The 18,141-nt window shown below is 44.7% G+C and carries 16 protein-coding genes; 4 read left to right on the top strand and 12 right to left on the bottom strand.

Features of this window, described 5'->3' with window-relative positions:
• Positions 1-3: 3 nt before the first annotated feature.
• The 7 genes from acpP to yceD all read right to left on the bottom strand — a co-directional run bounded on the left by acpP (position 4) and on the right by yceD (position 4,891).
• Entirely contained in the window at positions 4-237 is a 234-nt protein-coding gene (gene acpP / locus BCV39_RS21490; RefSeq protein WP_004737381.1) for an acyl carrier protein, read from the bottom strand.
• 166 nt (positions 238-403) lie between these two features.
• Positions 404-1,138: a 3-oxoacyl-ACP reductase FabG gene (gene fabG / locus BCV39_RS21485; protein ID WP_029235138.1), complete on the bottom strand. Its 735-nt coding sequence runs from the start codon at positions 1,136-1,138 to the stop codon at positions 404-406.
• 24 nt (positions 1,139-1,162) lie between these two features.
• A complete protein-coding gene (gene fabD, locus BCV39_RS21480; protein ID WP_017630537.1) occupies positions 1,163-2,086 on the bottom strand; it encodes an ACP S-malonyltransferase in 924 nt (307 codons plus the stop codon).
• 80 nt (positions 2,087-2,166) lie between these two features.
• The gene (locus BCV39_RS21475; protein ID WP_010437276.1) at positions 2,167-3,117 is read right to left on the bottom strand and encodes a beta-ketoacyl-ACP synthase III; all 951 of its coding nucleotides are present in this window, start codon (positions 3,115-3,117) and stop codon (positions 2,167-2,169) included.
• 5 nt (positions 3,118-3,122) lie between these two features.
• Positions 3,123-4,148, bottom strand: coding sequence for a phosphate acyltransferase PlsX (gene plsX / locus BCV39_RS21470; protein WP_017062152.1), 1,026 nt, complete (start codon positions 4,146-4,148; stop codon positions 3,123-3,125).
• A gap of 9 nt (positions 4,149-4,157) precedes the next feature.
• On the bottom strand, positions 4,158-4,328 hold the full coding sequence (gene rpmF / locus BCV39_RS21465) for a 50S ribosomal protein L32 (RefSeq protein WP_004737376.1): 171 nt from the start codon (positions 4,326-4,328) through the stop codon (positions 4,158-4,160).
• A gap of 35 nt (positions 4,329-4,363) precedes the next feature.
• Entirely contained in the window at positions 4,364-4,891 is a 528-nt protein-coding gene (gene yceD, locus BCV39_RS21460) for a 23S rRNA accumulation protein YceD (RefSeq protein WP_046222705.1), read from the bottom strand.
• Positions 4,892-5,040: 149 nt separating this feature from the next.
• Here yceD and BCV39_RS21455 point away from each other — a divergent pair, with 149 nt between their 5' ends.
• A complete protein-coding gene (locus BCV39_RS21455; protein ID WP_102432555.1) occupies positions 5,041-5,622 on the top strand; it encodes a nucleoside triphosphate pyrophosphatase in 582 nt (193 codons plus the stop codon).
• Between the two features lie 273 nt (positions 5,623-5,895).
• Here the strand turns inward: BCV39_RS21455 and rluC are convergent, their stop codons facing one another.
• Positions 5,896-6,840: a 23S rRNA pseudouridine(955/2504/2580) synthase RluC gene (gene rluC, locus BCV39_RS21450; RefSeq protein WP_102432556.1), complete on the bottom strand. Its 945-nt coding sequence runs from the start codon at positions 6,838-6,840 to the stop codon at positions 5,896-5,898.
• Positions 6,841-7,458: 618 nt separating this feature from the next.
• On the opposite strand from rluC, the gene rne reads away from it, so the two are divergent.
• Positions 7,459-10,575, top strand: a complete 3,117-nt coding sequence (gene rne / locus BCV39_RS21445) for a ribonuclease E (RefSeq protein WP_102432557.1) — start codon at positions 7,459-7,461, stop codon at positions 10,573-10,575.
• A gap of 258 nt (positions 10,576-10,833) precedes the next feature.
• Positions 10,834-12,381, top strand: a complete 1,548-nt coding sequence (locus BCV39_RS21440) for a SulP family inorganic anion transporter (RefSeq protein ID WP_060982310.1) — start codon at positions 10,834-10,836, stop codon at positions 12,379-12,381.
• Positions 12,382-12,495: 114 nt separating this feature from the next.
• Here the strand turns inward: BCV39_RS21440 and BCV39_RS21435 are convergent, their stop codons facing one another.
• Positions 12,496-12,945, bottom strand: coding sequence for a low molecular weight protein-tyrosine-phosphatase (locus BCV39_RS21435; RefSeq protein WP_102432558.1), 450 nt, complete (start codon positions 12,943-12,945; stop codon positions 12,496-12,498).
• An 84-nt stretch (positions 12,946-13,029) separates the two neighbouring features.
• Here BCV39_RS21435 and cobO point away from each other — a divergent pair, with 84 nt between their 5' ends.
• Positions 13,030-13,635 (top strand): cob(I)yrinic acid a,c-diamide adenosyltransferase, encoded by a 606-nt coding sequence (gene cobO, locus BCV39_RS21430; protein WP_048659722.1) that lies wholly within the window; start codon positions 13,030-13,032, stop codon positions 13,633-13,635.
• 221 nt (positions 13,636-13,856) lie between these two features.
• Here cobO and BCV39_RS21425 read toward each other — a convergent pair whose 3' ends face one another.
• The 3 genes from BCV39_RS21425 to apbC all read right to left on the bottom strand — a co-directional run bounded on the left by BCV39_RS21425 (position 13,857) and on the right by apbC (position 18,065).
• Positions 13,857-15,983 carry an AsmA family protein gene (locus BCV39_RS21425; protein ID WP_102432559.1) on the bottom strand — a complete coding sequence of 709 codons (2,127 nt, stop codon included), beginning with the start codon at positions 15,981-15,983 and terminating at the stop codon, positions 13,857-13,859.
• 106 nt (positions 15,984-16,089) lie between these two features.
• Positions 16,090-16,731, bottom strand: a complete 642-nt coding sequence (gene udk, locus BCV39_RS21420; RefSeq protein WP_004734002.1) for a uridine kinase — start codon at positions 16,729-16,731, stop codon at positions 16,090-16,092.
• 257 nt (positions 16,732-16,988) lie between these two features.
• Complete coding sequence (apbC, locus tag BCV39_RS21415) at positions 16,989-18,065, bottom strand: iron-sulfur cluster carrier protein ApbC (RefSeq protein WP_102432560.1); 1,077 nt, start codon at positions 18,063-18,065, stop codon at positions 16,989-16,991.
• Positions 18,066-18,141 lie beyond the last annotated feature (76 nt).

The raw sequence follows: 18,141 nt of genomic DNA, 5'->3' as shown, positions 1-18,141 counted from the left end.
TTATTACTGAGCGCTAGTTACGTAATCGATAGCTGCTTGAACAGTAGTAATTTTCTCAGCTTCTTCATCTGGGATTTCAGTGTCGAATTCTTCTTCTAGAGCCATTACTAGCTCAACTGTGTCTAGAGAATCTGCACCTAGGTCATCAACGAAAGAAGCTTCGTTTTTAACTTCAGCTTCGTCTACACCTAGCTGTTCAACAATGATTTTCTTTACGCGTTCTTCGAGGTTGCTCATTTTTTCTTTTCCTTTACAGAGTTCGCTTTATGCGATGTTTTCCGTAGTTTATTCAATCTATTGAAAGTTGCAAGGTCAACTTTTCTGGTCAAACCACAATTTTCACGATTTTAACCGAAATTACGTATGATCTTGACTTAAATCATGCACAAATGTTGCACATAATTTACACCATGTACATACCGCCATTGACGTGAAGTGTTTCACCTGTGATATAAGCTGCCGCAGGTGACGCCAAAAATACCACAGCTTCAGCGATTTCGCGAGGGTCACCTAGTCGACCTGCTGGTACATTCGCCAAAGTTGCTGCACGTTGGTCATCATTTAGCGCTTTAGTCATGTCAGTTTCGATGAAACCAGGAGCTACAGTGTTCACTGTAACGCCACGAGACGCAACTTCACGAGCCATTGATTTAGTAAAACCAATTACGCCAGCTTTTGCAGCTGCGTAGTTAGCTTGACCAGCGTTACCCATAGTACCTACTACAGAACCAACGTTTACGATACGACCTTGACGCTTCTTCATCATGCCACGCAATACAGCTTTAGACATGCGGAAGATAGGCGTTAGGTTAGTGTCGATGATGTCATTCCATTCGTCGTCTTTCATACGCATAAGTAGGTTATCACGAGTGATACCTGCGTTGTTAACTAGAATGTCAATCGCACCGAATTCATCGTTGATGGTTTTCAGTGTAGCAGCAATTGAGTCAGTATCCGTTACATTAAGAGCAAGACCTTTACCGTTCTCACCAAGGTACTCGCTGATTGCAGCAGCGCCGCCTTCAGATGTAGCAGTACCGATAACTTTAGCACCACGCTCAACTAAAAGTTCAGCGATTGCACGACCGATGCCACGGCTTGCGCCTGTAACTAGTGCAACTTTGCCTTCTAAATTCATCATAACTTCTCTATTAAGTGGTTATTACTTAGCAGCTTCTAGTGATGCAGTGTCATTAACTGCAGCAGCTGTCATAGTTTTTACGATTCGTTTTGTTAGACCAGTAAGAACTTTACCAGGGCCTAATTCAAGTAGCTTCTCGACACCTTGTTCATTCATCGCTTGTACACCTTCAGTCCAACGAACTGGACTGTATAGCTGACGAACAAGTGCGTCTTTAATTTTTGCAGGGTCTGTTTCAGCAATAACATCAACGTTATTGATAACAGGCAATGCTGGCGTGTTGAACTCTAGAGCTTCTAGAGCCACTGCTAGCTTGTCTGCTGCTGGCTTCATCAGTGCACAGTGAGACGGCACAGAAACAGGTAACGGAAGTGCACGCTTAGCGCCCGCTTCTTTACAAAGCGCACCTGCACGCTCTACTGCCGCTTTGTTACCCGCGATAACAACTTGGCCAGGAGAGTTAAAGTTAACTGGAGACACAACTTCGTCTTGCGCAGCTTCTTCACACGCTTTAGCAATCGCTTCATCGTCTAGACCAATGATTGCGTACATTGCACCAACACCAGCAGGAACCGCTTCTTGCATCAGTTGGCCACGTAGTTCAACCAGCTTGATCGCTTCTTTAAAGTCGATAACGCCCGCACATACGAGTGCAGAGTATTCGCCTAGGCTGTGACCTGCTAAGTTTACAGGTTGCTCTAGACCAAGCTCTTGCCATACACGCCAAATTGCAACAGACGCTGTTAGTAGAGCCGGTTGAGTACGAAAAGTTTCATTTAGATTTTCTACTGGACCATCTTGAACCAATGCCCATAGATCGTAACCAAGTGCTTCTGAAGCTTCAGCAAATGTTTGTTTAACAACATCATACTGTTCGCCTAGGTCAGCAAGCATACCGATAGCTTGAGAGCCTTGGCCTGGGAATACGATAGCAAACTTGCTCATTGTAATTATCCTTTAAGCAAAGCAAAAAATTGAATAAGGCACATAAGTTATGTGCCTTGTTTGTTGATTATCGCTTGAGGTTAGAATTTAACTAACGCAGAACCCCAAGTGAAGCCGCCACCAAAGGCTTCAAGAAGAAGCGTTTGACCACGTTTAATTCGCCCGTCGCGAACAGCCTCATCAAGGGCCGTTGGTACGGTCGCTGCTGAAGTGTTGCCGTGCTTATCAAGGGTAATAACTACTTGATCAAGCGACATCGTCAGCTTTTTAGCCGTTGCCGAGATAATACGGTAGTTCGCTTGGTGTGGAACTAACCAATCAAGCTCTGACTTATCCATATTATTCGCAGCTAATGTGTCTTTAACTAGCTTAGAAAGCTGAGTTACCGCCACTTTAAATACTTCGTTGCCCGCCATGTGCAACCATTTGTCTGCATCACCGCCGCGCTCTGGTACTTCTAGGCTTAGAAGCTCACCGTATTTACCGTCAGAGTAAATGTGAGTAGACAAAATACCTGGCTCTTCGCTTGCGCCTACAACCACCGCCCCTGCTGCATCACCAAATAGGATGATAGTAGAGCGGTCAGTCGGATCACAGGTTTTTGACAGTGCATCCGCACCAATTACCAAAACGTTCTTACACATGCCAGTCTTGATGTGTTGATCAGCAACAGACAGTGCGTAAACAAAACCAGAACACGCTGCAGCCAAATCAAACGCAGGGCAGCCTTTAATACCAAGCTTACCTTGTACCTGACATGCCGAAGACGGGAATGTGTGGCTACTGCTGGTTGTCGCAACGATGATTAAATCAATATCTTCTTTGTCGATACCTGCCATTTCAATGGCATTTTCAGCAGCGTAAAACGCCATATCAGCAACGGTTTCGTTTTCCGCTGAAATGCGACGCTCTTTAATACCTGTTCTAGCAACAATCCACTCATCGCTAGTCTCTACCATTTTCTCTAAGTCTGCGTTTGTACGCACCTGAGATGGCAAGTAGCTGCCAGTACCTAAAATTTTGCTATACATGAAGACTAATAATGCCTCTCGAGTAAAACCGCTTCCAAACGATCGCTAATGCGGCTGGGGACTTGTCGTTTGACCTCGTGTACTGCTTCACCAATCGCGTTGACGACTGCAGACACATCAGCACTTCCATGACTTTTAATGACAATGCCGCGCAATCCTAACAAACTTGCGCCGTTATACTGGTCGGGGTTCAAGGTTTTTAATTCAGTAAATAGCTCAGAAAACAACATTCTGGCTATCCAACCCTTTATTGTTGAAGCCATCATGCGCGTTTTTAGCTTATCAATAAAGAGCTGAGCTGTACCTTCGCACGTTTTTAAGCAGACATTGCCCACAAAACCATCACATACGACGACATCAGCAGCATCTTGAAGTAATTGATTACCTTCAATATAGCCTATGAAGTTCACAGACTGAGTGTTCGACAACATTTCAGCGCATCGTTTTACAAGGTCATTACCTTTGATTTCTTCTGCACCGATATTCAAGATAGCGACACGTGGAGCGCGACCTAAATGTTGTTCCGCTAATGCACTGCCCATGACAGCAAACTGAAAGAGTGAATCCGCGTCACTAGACACGTTTGCCCCTAAATCAAGCATCCATGTGCGATTCCCTGATGCGGTAGGCAAAGCTGAAACCAATGCAGGTCTATCAATACCGGGGAGGAGCTTGAGTCGGAAACGGGATAAAGCCATCAGTGCGCCAGTGTTACCACCACTCACACAAGCATCAGCCTGTGATTCGGCAACTAGATCGATAGCGGCACGCATAGAGCTACCCTGACTATTACGTAAGGCTAGTGAAGGTTTTTCAGAATTGGAAATAACTCGATCACAATGCTGGATACTCAAACGAGAATCAGGCATTCGACCTAATGAAGATAATTGAGATGTGATCGCGTTTCGATCACCTATGAGAATGACTTTTAGCTCTGGGAAATACGACAGTGCCTGCACGGCGGCAGGCACTGTTACACGAGGACCGAAGTCCCCGCCCATTGCATCAAGCGCAACGGTTAGATTTTGCAAAGGTCAACCTTACTTGTTGATAACCTTTTTGCCGCGGTAGAAACCTTCGGCAGTCACGTTGTGACGTAGGTGAGTTTCACCTGAAGTTGCGTCTACAGAAAGTGCAGCTGTAGTTAGTGCATCGTGTGAACGACGCATGCCACGCATTGAACGTGATTTCTTGCTCTTTTGTACGGCCATTGACCCTACTCCTATGTAAATTCTTAAAGAAGCAATTACTTCTTTAAGCTTTTTAAAACATCAAATGGATTCGGCTTTTTATCTTCCTCAATTTCTTCAGGAAGTTCACCAAATACCAAATTATTTGAGTTAACGCTACAGTCCGCATCGTCGTGCATTGCTATTTGTGGCAATCCAAGGATGAACTCGTCTTCAACTAATTGAATCAGGTCTAACTCACCGTACTCGTTCAGATCTACCAAATCGTACTCTTCCGGTGCTTCCTCTTCACTTTTCTCACTGTAAACAGGAGTATAAGTAAATTGGACATCGCACTCATGTGCGAAAACCTCATTACAACGTTGACACTCTAAATCGACTTCGACGTTAGCTTTACCAGAGATAACGACTAATCGTTGTTCATCAAGCCCAAATGACATTGAGACTTGCGCGTCACGTTTTACGCCTTCAGTTGCTTCGGTTAAACGCTTTAAAAGACTGACCTGAATGATACCATTCACATCGAGTCGTTTTTGAGCCGTTCTTGCCGGATCAACTGTACGCGGTATTTTTTCCTTTTGCATAGGGCGCGAATCTTATCTTCCAAATCATGTTTAGTCAAAGGAAATGGCAAAAAAAATGTACTTTCCTGCCTTTCCTATTCAGAGCATTATGAATAGCAGGACAAGTTACGTTATCCTGAGATAAATGCTTCCTTGAATTGTAAATTAAAATGAGAAATTACCAACTAGTTTTAGCCTCTACATCACCATTTAGGCAAGAGATCCTCAAAAAACTACAGTTAAGCTTCATTACAGCCAAGCCAGACTGCGATGAAACGCCGCTTCCAGAAGAGACACCTCAACAGTTAGTGATGCGCCTTGCCGAGGCCAAAGCTAAGTCGTGCATGGTACAACAACCAAGCTTGGTCATTGGTTCTGATCAGGTTTGTGTTATTGATGGAGAGATCATAGGTAAGCCTCATACTCGAGAAAAAGCAATTGAGCAGTTATCGCGCCAAAGCGGTAAGAGCATCACTTTCTATACTGGCCTTTCTGTTTGGAACAGCGAGACCAACAAAGCTGACACGCGTCTCGACACCTTCATTGTGCATTTCCGTGATTTAACCGAACAGCAGATCATCTCTTATGTTGAGAAGGAACAACCTTATTACTGCGCGGGCAGTTTTATGTGTGAAGGATTAGGTATCGCGTTGTTTAAACAGATGGAAGGAAAAGACCCGAATACTTTGATCGGCTTACCGCTGATCGATCTGGTCGATATGTTAGAAGCGCAAGGAATGAATGTGCTGTAACGGATACGCTCTCTTTGTTAGAGATTCCCTACTCCTTCCTTCGTCAGTCTAGGGAATGACGGAACACGCAATTTTATCTAACCAGCTAATGATATAGAACGTGATTTTAAAAAGTCGTCATCCTCAAGAGCGAGGAACGAGCGACTTGGGGATCTTCAACAACAGATGAAAACAAAAAAGGTTGACGATATTCGTCAACCTTTCTCATTTATGGATACTGAAGAACAAATTTAGAGGCACTCTATGCCTTCGTATCTCGTATCTCGTATCTTCTTAAAGCTTACGTAAACCAGTTAGGGCTTTCTCTAGCCTTCTTTCCATTGGCGCCGAGATATCCATCTTCTCTTCACTACCTGGGTGCGTGAACTTAATGTTTGCTGCGTGTAGGAACAAACGATCCAGACCAACCTTACCCGTGTAAGCATCAAAACGACGATCACCGTAGCGATCATCCCAAGCAATTGGGTGGCCAGTATATTGAGTATGTACACGGATTTGGTGTGTACGCCCCGTAATTGGACTTGCTTGAACTAACGTCGCATCTTTGAATTTTTCTAAAACTCGAAAACGCGTCTCAGAGGCTTTACCGTTCGGGTTCACGCGAACAATACTGTTCACTTCATTTTTCAATAATGGAGCGTTAACAACCTTACAGCTGTTCTTCCATTCGCCCATGACTAGAGCGAAGTAATATTTTTGAACCGTTTTTTCACGGAACTGTGCTTGAAGGTGTCTTAGCGCCGAGCGCTTCTTAGCAACAAGCAGAATACCAGATGTATCTCTATCGATACGATGCACTAACTCTAGAAAACGAGCATCAGGACGAAGTGCACGCAATGCTTCGATTGCGCCAAACTTCAGCCCACTGCCACCATGAACGGCAGTACCCGAAGGTTTGTTTAGAATCAGCATGTGATCATCTTCATAAATGATGCACTGTTCTAATTCTGAGACCTTGTTGAGTTTCGTGCTTGGCACGTTCTCTTCTGTTTTCTCTTCAATAGTAACCGGAGGGATACGAACTAAATCGCCAGCTTTTAGTTTGTACTCAGCCTTGATACGTTTTTTGTTAACGCGGACTTCGCCTTTACGCACGATTCGGTAAATCATGCTTTTCGGGATGTTTTTTAATTGGTTGCGTAAGAAGTTATCAATACGCTGACCAGCCATATCTTCGTCAATGTCGACGAATTGGACTTGGGTTCTAATTTCGCTCATTGGGCTATTGTATCACTGTCACTTTTGATAATTGAGATTTTCTTAGCTCTATTCCGAACTTATTTATTCATAATCCCTGCCGATCTATCCTCAAATGCTCAATGAAGTTCTATATTTCTTTGATTCTTCGAACAAAAAAGCACCAAGATTCCTGCAAATTAAAATATCAATTGATAAATTATTTATAGACAGTGAGTTAGAGCTATCAAAACCCAAACAAAAACTGTTTTTTTTACAGCATTCCGACAAAGCAGATTGCTGTGTTTACCGACCGCTGCTATAGTTCACAGCTGCTATTAGTGGTTTGACTATTATTTAAACAGCTAACCATTCATAAGCAAGTAAATGAGTAGATAACTCAGATTAGACAGTGCTGCAATCGGCGTAAGACACGGTCAACTGAGTTCCTTATCGCTCTACTCACGTACGCTCATGTTGAGTATTCACCGCCACATCGCGGATCATAGGCTAACTCCCTATGATGACTGACGTGCCCCAGAGCATCCCTCTCCAGCCGGGAGGCTGCACCGATAAAGCCATGGGATCTGGCACCATGAGAAACGAAATAAAGCGATAAGAACAATGATGAAAATAAGAAAAGACAATGAGAATTTCTAAATGAAAAGAATGTTAATTAACGCAACTCAAAAAGAAGAGTTGCGTGTCGCTTTGGTTGATGGCCAGCGACTGTTCGATCTAGATATCGAAAGTCCAGGTCACGAGTCAAAGAAAGCGAATATCTACAAAGGACGTATTACCCGTATTGAACCAAGCCTAGAAGCGGCATTCGTTGATTACGGAGCAGAACGTCACGGTTTCCTCCCTCTTAAAGAAATTGCCCGCGAATACTTCCCTGAAGGTTATACATACCAAGGCCGTCCTAGCATTAAAGAAGTGCTAAAAGAAGGCCAAGAAGTAATCGTGCAAGTAGAGAAAGAAGAACGTGGTAGCAAAGGTGCTGCACTGACAACTTTCATCTCTTTGGCTGGTAGTTACTTAGTTCTTATGCCTAATAACCCTCGTGCTGGCGGTATTTCTCGTCGTATCGAAGGTGATGAACGCACTCAACTGAAAGCAGCATTAAGCACTCTTGAGCTTCCTCAAGGTATGGGCCTAATCGTGCGTACAGCGGGTGTTGGTAAAAGTGCAGAAGAGCTAGAGTGGGACCTGAATGTTCTATTGAATCACTGGGGCGCTATCAAGCAAGCTTCTGATTCAAATGCGGCTCCTTTCCTAATTCACCAAGAGAGTAACGTTATCGTTCGTGCGATTCGTGACTACCTACGTCGTGATATTGGCGAGATTCTAATCGACAGCAATACTATTTTTGAACGTGCACAAGCGCACATTCAATTAATACGCCCAGATTTCATGAATCGCGTTAAGAAATACGATGGTGAAGTACCACTATTCAGCCATTACCAGATTGAAAGCCAGATCGAATCTGCTTTCCAACGTGAAGTTCGCCTTCCATCTGGTGGTTCTATCGTAATCGACCCAACAGAAGCACTGACTTCTATCGATATCAACTCTGCTCGTGCAACAAAGGGCGGCGATATTGAAGAAACAGCACTTAATACTAACCTAGAAGCTGCCGATGAAATTGCACGTCAATTACGTCTACGTGACCTAGGTGGTCTTGTTGTAATCGACTTCATCGATATGACTCCGGTTCGCCACCAACGTGAAGTAGAAAGCCGTCTACGTGATGCCGTTCGTTTAGATCGCGCACGTGTTCAGATTGGTCGTATTTCTCGCTTTGGTCTTCTAGAGATGTCTCGTCAACGTTTGAGCCCATCACTAGCAGAAGCAAGCCACCACATTTGTCCTCGTTGTACAGGTACTGGTGTTGTTCGTGATAACGAATCTCTAGCACTGTCTGTTCTACGTTTGATCGAAGAAGAAGCTCTGAAAGACAACACAGCGCAAGTACTTGCAGTTGTGCCTGTGCCAATCGCTTCTTACCTTCTGAACGAAAAACGTCGCTCAGTAAACCACATCGAGAAGAACCAAGAAGTTAAGATCACTGTTGTTCCTAACTCAGACATGGAAACGCCGCATTTTGAGGTTATCCGTGTTCGTGAAGGTGAAGAGTTCGATCTACTGTCTTACTTGCTGCCGAACAAGCTAGAAGCTCTAAAAGAAGCGGAAAGCAAAGAGCCAGCTGAACAGACTATTCGTCCTAAGAAGATCGAAGAACCTGCTCTGAAAGGCTTTGCAGCTCCTGCTCAATCAGCACCAACTCCTGCTCCAGCACCTAAAGCTGTAGAAGAGAAGAAAGCTGAGCCAGCAGCGACTCAAGAACCAGGTCTAATTGGTCGTTTCTTCAAAGCTATCGGTAGCTTCTTATTCGGCTCTTCAACTCAAGAAGAGAAGAAAGAAGAAGAGAAGAAAGAAGAAGAAAAACCTAAGAACAATCGCAACAACGGCAACCGTCAACGCCGTGATCGTAACGATAACCGTCGTCGTAACCAACGTGGCGAACGTGGTGATAATCGTAACGAAAACCGCGACAACAAACGCCGTCGTAAGCCAGCTCGTGATGAGAAGCCTGAAGAGCAAAAAGAAACAGCTCCACAGCAAACTCGTCAGCCTCGTAAGCCAAAGCAAGACCGTCGCAACAAGCCACGTGATGAGCAGAAGCAACGCGAAGAGCAAGCTCCATCTAAATTAGCAGAAGAAGGTCTACAGCTAGCGGCAGAAGCACAAGCTGGAAAACCGGAAGCGCCTAAGGCTAAGCCTGAAGCGAAAGCAGCTAAGATTAAAGAGCGTCGTCAGCGTCGTAAACTGAACAAGCAAGTTCGCGTTAAAGACCAACAAGCTCAAGCTGAAGATAACGCTTCAAAAGAGCAAGTTGTTGCTAAAGAACTATCTGTTTCAAAAGAACAGTCAGTAGCTCAAGAGCAAAAAGTTGCGGAACAAGTAGAAGCAACTCAAGCGAATGCAGAGCAAACTGAACAGGAAGAGCCGAAACAACGTCGTAACCGTCGTTCTCCACGTCACCTACGTGCAAGTGGTCAGCGTCGTCGTCGCGGTCGTGATCGTCGCCCTAACCCATTCCGCCTACGTAAAGGTGGTGTAGCTTCTCCTGAGATGGCTATGGGTAAAGTGATGCCTCGCTTCATTCCAAAACCTCACCACAAGCAGGCAAAACCTGAAGTGACTGAAGTTCAAGTAGCAGCTGAAGCTCAAACATCTGTTCAAGATCAGAATGTTGCTCTCGAGACGGCACCACAAAGCACAGTAGTAATGGCAGGCGGTTTCGCATGTCCTGAACTTGCAATGGGTAAAGTTATCATCCGCCGTGAAGATGCTGCTGTTGAAGCTCAAGTAACTGAGACTCCTGCTGTAGTTGCAGAAGCACCAGTTGTTGAAGCACAAAAAGTTGAAGCTCCGGTTGAAACTGTGAAAGCAGAAGAAGTCGTAGTTGAAGCACCAGTTGTTGAAACTGCTGTGGTTGAACCAACAAAAGCAGTTGAAGCTCCTAAAGCTGAAAGTGCAAAAGTTGAAGAAGCACCTGTCGTAAAAGCAGAAGCTCCTAAAGCGGCACCAAAGGCAGCAGTTGCTAAGAAGCAAGCCAGTTCACCAATGACTAAAGCTCCTGGTCCTCAAGAGATCAAAGAGATTGAAGTGATTGCAGCTCCGTTCCGCACTGAACGTTTTGTATCGAAAGGTGCAGGCAGTCAGGCAGCGTCGAACAAGGCTGGCGCGGCGATGACTAAGCCAAACTACTAGTGATTACTGATAGATAATCGCAAGTAAATAGAATCAAAGGCTGCTTATTAAAGCAGCCTTTTTCATATCTACTAATCGAATAAAAATTAACAGATATATTACTCAAAGTTAGGTTCAACCTTGAACTTAATCACATTTTTGGGTAGCATTCGCGCACTTATCTTTTCGACACTTCGCTATTGCCGCTCTTTTCCATCACTGTTTGGCTACGCAATACACCCGTGTCGGTAAATCCATCTTAAGCATAGCTGAGCAAACATGTTCGAATTCCCACAATTTTCAAAGCACTCTGTAAAGAATGACGTGCTTTCAGGTCTTACAGTAGCCCTAGCTCTGGTACCTGAAGCCGTAGCATTCGCCTTTGTTGCTGGCGTTGACCCAATGGTTGGTCTTTACGCAGCATTCATCGTAGGTTTAATCACTTCTGTCTTCGGCGGTCGTCCAGGTATGATTTCTGGTGCTACCGGTGCAATGGCCGTTGTAATGGTTAGCCTAGTAGCAACCCATGGCGTTCAATACCTATTCGCAGCAGTCATGCTCGCGGGCCTTCTGCAAATTGCGGCGGGTGTATTCAAGTTGGGTAAATTTATCCGTATCGTTCCACACCCAGTAATGATTGGTTTCGTGAACGGTTTGGCAATTGTTATCTTCCTAGCTCAGCTTGGTCAGTTTAAAGCGCCAGACGTAACAGGTGCATTAACTTGGCTACCAAGCGGTCAAATGACACTCATGCTGGGTTTAGTAGCCCTTACAATGGCTATCATCCACTTCCTACCTAAGCTAACAACAGCGGTACCATCTTCACTGGTTGCTATTGTTACAGTAACGGCTTTGGTTGTCGGTCTTGACCTTGAAACTCGAACTGTTGTCGACTTCCTACGTACAATGTCTGGTGACGAAGCTGCAACGCTAGCGGGTTCTCTACCAACGTTCTCTATTCCTGCTGTTCCGTTTTCTTTTGAGACACTACAGATCATCCTACCGTACGCAATTATCCTTGCGGCTATCGGCCTGATCGAGTCTCTACTGACACTGACAGTACTAGATGAAATGACAAACACTCGTGGTCAATCTAACCGTGAATGTGTTGGTCAAGGTATGGCTAACGTAACGTGTTCAGTATTTGGCGCGATGGGTGGTTGTGCGATGATCGGTCAATCGATGATCAACGTAAACTCAGGCGGTCGTGGTCGCCTTTCAGGTATTGTAGCGGCAGTTGCACTACTGATGTTCATCCTGTTCGGTTCTGCACTGATTGAAATGATTCCTCTAGCAGCACTTGTGGGCGTAATGTTCATGGTTGTTATCGGTACATTTGAGTGGGCAACCTTCAAGCTTGCACGTCGCGTTCCTAAGCAAGACTTCTTCGTTATCGTTCTTGTTACCGTAGTAACAGTACTGACTGACCTTGCTGTAGCAGTGGGCGTTGGTGTTGTAGCTTCAGCGCTGATGTTTGCGTGGCAACATGCTAAACACATCTACGCCGACACGTCTGTAAACGCTGAAGGCTCTAAAGAGTACAAAGTTAACGGTCCAATCTTCTTTGGTTCAACGGCTAACTTCCTAGAGTTGTTTGACGCATACAACGATCCACAAGATGTGGTCGTTGATTTCGCAAACTCACGCGTTACCGACCACTCTGCAATTGAAGCGATCGATACGATTGCTGAACGTTACGCGGCATTAGGTAAAACACTTCACCTTCGCCACCTAAGCCAAGACTGTGTTGCTATGCTGCACAAAGCAGGTAGCTTAGTTGAAGCGAACGTTGCAGAAGACCCAATCTACAAAGTAATGTCTAAGTAATCTTAGCTGTAGCTTTAAGTTAGATTTAGAAAGGCCGACATTCAATGTCGGCCTTTTTTATACCTGTCGCTCAGCCCTTAGACTTATAACCCAACGACGTACATTGTTTCCACACTACACTGAACGTAATATCGCTTCGCTAGACTCTTCGATTAAGTCCAACACCAATTCAAAACCATTTCCCTCACCATAATATGGATCGGGGATCTCTTGATATTGTGACTCTCCAAAGCTTAAAAATAACGCTAGCTTGTATTGGAGGTGGGCGGGGCACTGGCTCATTAAGTCGTCTAAATTGTCCCTATCTGCCGCAAGTATCAGGTCAAATTCTTCGAAGTCATGACCAACCACTTTACGAGAAGTAATCCCCTTAAAGCTGTAGCCTCGCTTCTCTCCTGCAGATTTCGAACGCGAGTCTGGCGGGTTGCCTTGATGAAAACCAATCGTCCCTGCAGAGTCAACCACAACGTCAATATCCAGCTGTTGCGCTTTCTTCCTTAGCACCGCTTCACCTGTTGGCGAACGGCAAATATTCCCCATACAAACTACGAGTATCTTTTTCATCCCTAATCACCTGTTCTTCCGATGGTTTTTGCTATCGTTAAGTTAGGCTATGATAGGCGCAATCACAACTTAAAAGGATTTGTTATGTCGACTGAAGACAACAAAGAACAACGCCACAAAGCAAGACAACAGAAAGTAAAAGAACAAGTCGATGCACGTGTGGCTGCTGCCCAAGAAGTCAAAGGCCTATTGTTGGTCATCACGGGTAACGGTAAAGGTAAATCAACATCCGGTTTTGGTACGATTACACGTGCAGTCGGTCATGGTAAAAAGTGTGCCGTCGCTCAGTTTGTTAAAGGCACTTGGGATAACGGCGAAAAGAACGTTCTCCAAAAGCTCGACGTAGAGTTCCAAGTGATGGGTACCGGCTTTACTTGGGAAACTCAAAACAAGGCTCAAGATATCGAAGCCGCACAGCGCGTGTGGAAAGAGTGTCAGCGCATGCTAGCCGATGAGTCGATTGATGTAATTCTGTTTGATGAGCTGACTTACATGGTGAGTTATGGCTACATTGAACTGGATGAAGTGGTACAAGCTCTAAACAACCGTCCGAAAATGCAATCAGTAATCATTACTGGCCGTGGAGCGCACCGCACTTTAACGGACATGGCCGATACCGTGTCTGAAGTTCGTAATGTGAAGCACGCATTCGAATCTGGTGTTAAAGCGCTTCAAGGCGTTGACTGGTAATCACATGCAACCAGAGATCCCCGACTCGGCCACTCTTCCCTCTCGAGGATGACGACCACTAGACTGGCACGCCCTTAAACAAAGGACGAGTACCTGTCGTCATTCCCTAGAACGAGGGCCGAGTGTCATAGGGAATCTCTCGAAAGTATTATAAGCATCCAAAAAAAAGCGCCATTCCTACAACAGGAATGGCGCTTCTTTTATATACGAGTTAGAAACGTTTAGTTAAAGAAACCTTTCAATAAACCATCGACTGCTTCTTTAGTTTTCTCGTCTTTGATCTTGTCCGTTAGCTTGTTCACACCACGGTCAATTTCTTTCTGTGCTTTCTGTTTCAACACATCATCAAAAACAAGTGCGAATTTCGGGTCAGCCCACTGGCCAGTTACCTTAATTGGGATGGTCACATCTTTCAGGTCGTCAATGCTCTTACCGCCCTGACCTTCAAGTGAACCCACAATTGATGTACGTACAAGGAAGTCGACCGTCTCATTGATGAAGTTTGCTTTACCTTGACCTGTCACGCGTAACAGTGGCGACTGTGCTGATAAGTCGTTTGTTGAAACCCAACCTTTGTTGACCTTCAGCGTCGCTTTCATTGCACTGAAGTCCGTTTTTTGAGCTTCATTTGTGCTTTCAACTTTTTCGCCTTTGATCTTCGCGTAATTCTCACGAATCAGTTGAGCTACGTTGATGCCGTTAACTGCACCATCTTCAAAGTTAATCGCGATAGTACCGACTAGGTTTTTCTTGATACCCGTCGGAGTCAGACTCTTACCTTTCACGTTGACATCGATATTACCGGTACCTTCCAGCATATCGTTATCTGCAACATCAACCAGTAACGGCTGAACTTTCACACCTTTGATTTTCTTCTTAGCTGTGTAAGTCGCTGGTGTTTTACGTGCGTCTAACTTAGCTGTCGCAGAAATAGAGCCTTGGTAAAGGTTCGATGTGAATGAGGTAAGCTCTGCGATACCACGGTTAACCGAGAATGCTGTTTTAACATTCTGCATTTTCGCATTGTTCGCCTTAAACTTATCAATCGTGATGTCACCTTTCACATCTAATGTTTTCAGTGCCGACAGATCAGGTTCTACTTCTTTCGCAGGTGCAGAGCTGCCTGAGTTTGACGTTGAACCACCAGCAGACTCAGAGGGAGCCGTGCTCGCCGTTTCTGTTGTATTACCTAAGCCTAAGAACTCATCAAGGTCGATGTTCGGACTATGAAGAGAGAAACGCACCTTTGGTATTTCAGATAGGGTTACGTCTGCTTTACCGTCTAATGCAATAGCGTTAGCTTGTAGCTTCTCTAACACAAAGCTCAGGTGGCTCTTGTTAAGATCAAAGCTTAAGTCAGACAGCATGTCGACTTTCATTGGAGACTGAGGAAGCGTGTCGCCTTTGAATGTTGAGTCTAACGTCAATTTGTTCAACGTTACTTTTGAGATCGCGCTATCAACCGTAAGTTCACCGCCACCTTTAAGATCAAGGTCAAGACCCGCTGCATTACCGATTACAGCGTAAGTCAGTTGGTTGACCTTATCGAACTCAAACGTATTCAAGCCAATTTTTGCTGACTCAATCGACGTCGCTGGATCATTGAACTTAGCGTTTAAATCAATGTTACGAAGTGCGTAACTTGCAAAGCCTTCAGCTAATTTGAATTCGGCACTGCCCTCCGCTGAGAACTTCTGTTGGTTGTTTTCACCAGAAGCCGCAAATGTCGCGGTTGTCCATGTATCAACGGCAAACTCAGAAAGGTTCAAAGACACATCGTATAGCTTAGTGAATGAACCCGCTTGCTTGTCGTCCATTTCAAACAATGCGTTTGAGACAGTTACACCTGCAAGGTTGATCGTCCAAGCAGATGCGTCTGTAGCACTTTGCTCTTGAGGTGCAGGTGTTGATTCAGAACTTGCGCCAGCGACAGGCTCAGACTCTTGAGGCGCTGACGCTTGCGTTAGCGCATCAATGTTCTTACGACCATCTTTAAGCGTTTCTAAGTAAAATTCTGCACCATCTAGAGTAATGTTGCCTATCTCTAGTTGGTTGCTAAATAGCGGAGTAACCGAAACATCAACGCCAACGGTATCAACCTTAAATAGGTTTGGTTGGGTGAACCCTTCAGGGTTACGTAATTCAGTTTGACCAAGTTCGAAGCCAATAGATGGGAAGAATTGCCAGCTGATATCCCCCTCAATCACAAGCTCTAGGCCTGTGTGTTTTTGAGCTTGTTCGACAATTAATGGCTTAAATTGATTGGGATTCACTAACAGCACTAGTGCCAGAATTGCTGCAACGACAACAAACACTGGTACAGCTATGAAAATGAGTAGTTTCTTCATCCGCATATTCCTTGCTTAGATTCCAAAAGAAAGTGGCACTATAAAAGTGCCACTGATTCGGTAAAAAATAAAGCTAAGTGAGTCACTTAGGCAAAATTTTATTCGATTAAGACTTCAACAACTTCGCAATGTGCGCTTTTAGTACATCAATCGCAATACGGTTTTTACCACCACGAGGAACGATGATGTCTGCATGTTGTTTTGAAGGCTCGATAAACTGCATGAACATTGGACGTACTGTTTCTTGGTATTGCTTAAGTACAGTGTCCATTGTACGGCCACGCTCTTCTACATCACGCTTAACACGGCGTAGTAGACAGATGTCTAATGGTGTATCCATAAACACACTTGCGTGCATTAGTTTACGAAGACGCGGGTCTGTTAGAAGCAGAATACCCTCTAAAATGATCACTTTCTTTGGAGTAAGTGTAGTCGTTTCAGAAGTACGTGTGTGCTCTGTGTAGCTGTATTCAGGAACTTCTACGGCGTTGCCACTCATTAGCTGCTGTAGATGTTCACATAAAAGATCATGATCTAGTGCATTTGGGTGATCGTAGTTAGTTTTAACACGCTCTTCCATACTCAAGTGGCTTTGGTCGCTGTAATAGCAATCTTCCGTGATAACACCAATTTGATGGTCGCCTACTTTTTCGCGCAATTCATTATAAATTGTACTAGCAATCAGACTTTTTCCTGAAGCTGAAGCGCCAGCGATACCTACGATGACACATTGATTATTATCAGACATTAATTTTGCACCCGATATGGTTTGGTGGTGGGAAGAGATAAACCGCCTGATTATAGGGGCTAAAGCACATAGATTCTAGTCGCGATTTTAGCTAATTGCAGTCAAATTGATGATCTCAATACATTTACTTAAAACAATCGTTTGCTTTCAAATAACTTGCCTACAACTATTTGCACAAGCCCAATGGCTATCTGCCCAATCCAACCGTTGTTTATCTAATCCAAACTGTATTTAAACGACCCAGTAATTAACTTGCGCTATTCAACCATAGAGAAGTTAATCGCTTCTGGCCTTGCTTTCCCTGTCCAGAACATTTTCGCAGCCACATTTTCTGCGAGCTCTAGGTAGTGACGTGTATGTTCACTATCAGGACGACGAATCACCGTCGGGCAACCAGCATCGATATCTTCTCGCACGTCAATATGAAGAGGGATTTGGGCCAAGATATCGAGGTAAAACTCTTCTGACATAGCTTCTGCACCACCAGCACCAAAGATATGCTCTTTCTCACCACAGTGACTACAAATATGATAGCTCATGTTTTCAACTAAGCCTGCGACTGGCACACTCACCTTATCAAACATCGCTACGCCTTTACGCGCATCCGCTAATGCCAAATCTTGAGGGGTGGTCACCACTACTGCGCCCGTCACTGGGATCTGTTGCGACAACGTCAGCTGAATATCACCGGTGCCCGGTGGCATGTCGATAACAAGGTAATCCAACTCTGGCCATACAGTTTCATTAACTAGCTGCCCCAAAGCCTTCGCTGCCATAGGGCCACGCCAGATTGCAGCATCGTCTTTCGACACAAGATAGCCAATAGAGTGAGTGAAAATGCCATGAGCCTCGATTGGCATCATCCATTTATTGTTCTGTACTTCTGGTTTTGCGTCTAATTGGCCGAGCATCATAGGCACTGATGGACCATAGATATCTGCATCCAATAAGCCCACTTTTGAACCAGACTTAGATAAAGCAAGCGCAAGGTTTACAGAGGTTGTGGATTTACCTACCCCACCCTTTGCCGACGTCACGGCGATAATGTTCTTAACGCCCTTCAAAGGTGTCGTGACGGTTGTTTCTAACGCAGATGGCTTCACCTTCACTTCAAATTGGAAAGCACTCACAAGCTTTTGCTCAATCTGGGCATTAATCCAATCTTCAAGATCAACAGCAAGCTGATTGGCAGCAAAAGGCAAGGTAATAACAAATGATCCACGCGGATCAACCGATACAATATTTTGGTGTAGCGCCCACTCTGGTATGAGGATTGGTGACTCGAACTCATTCAACCATGAACAGAAATCTTGCTTAGAAGTAAAGTTACGCATTGAGGCTCCTTTTTTTATTTATGCTATCAACCACGAGATGAAGACTGAACCCCTAAAAAACTAGGGGAATCCTTTG

This window comes from Vibrio sp. 10N.286.55.E10 (assembly GCF_002872555.1).
In the GTDB taxonomy this organism is placed as follows: Bacteria; Pseudomonadota; Gammaproteobacteria; order Enterobacterales; family Vibrionaceae; genus Vibrio; species Vibrio crassostreae.
This window is presented reverse-complemented; position numbering and strand designations above follow the sequence as displayed.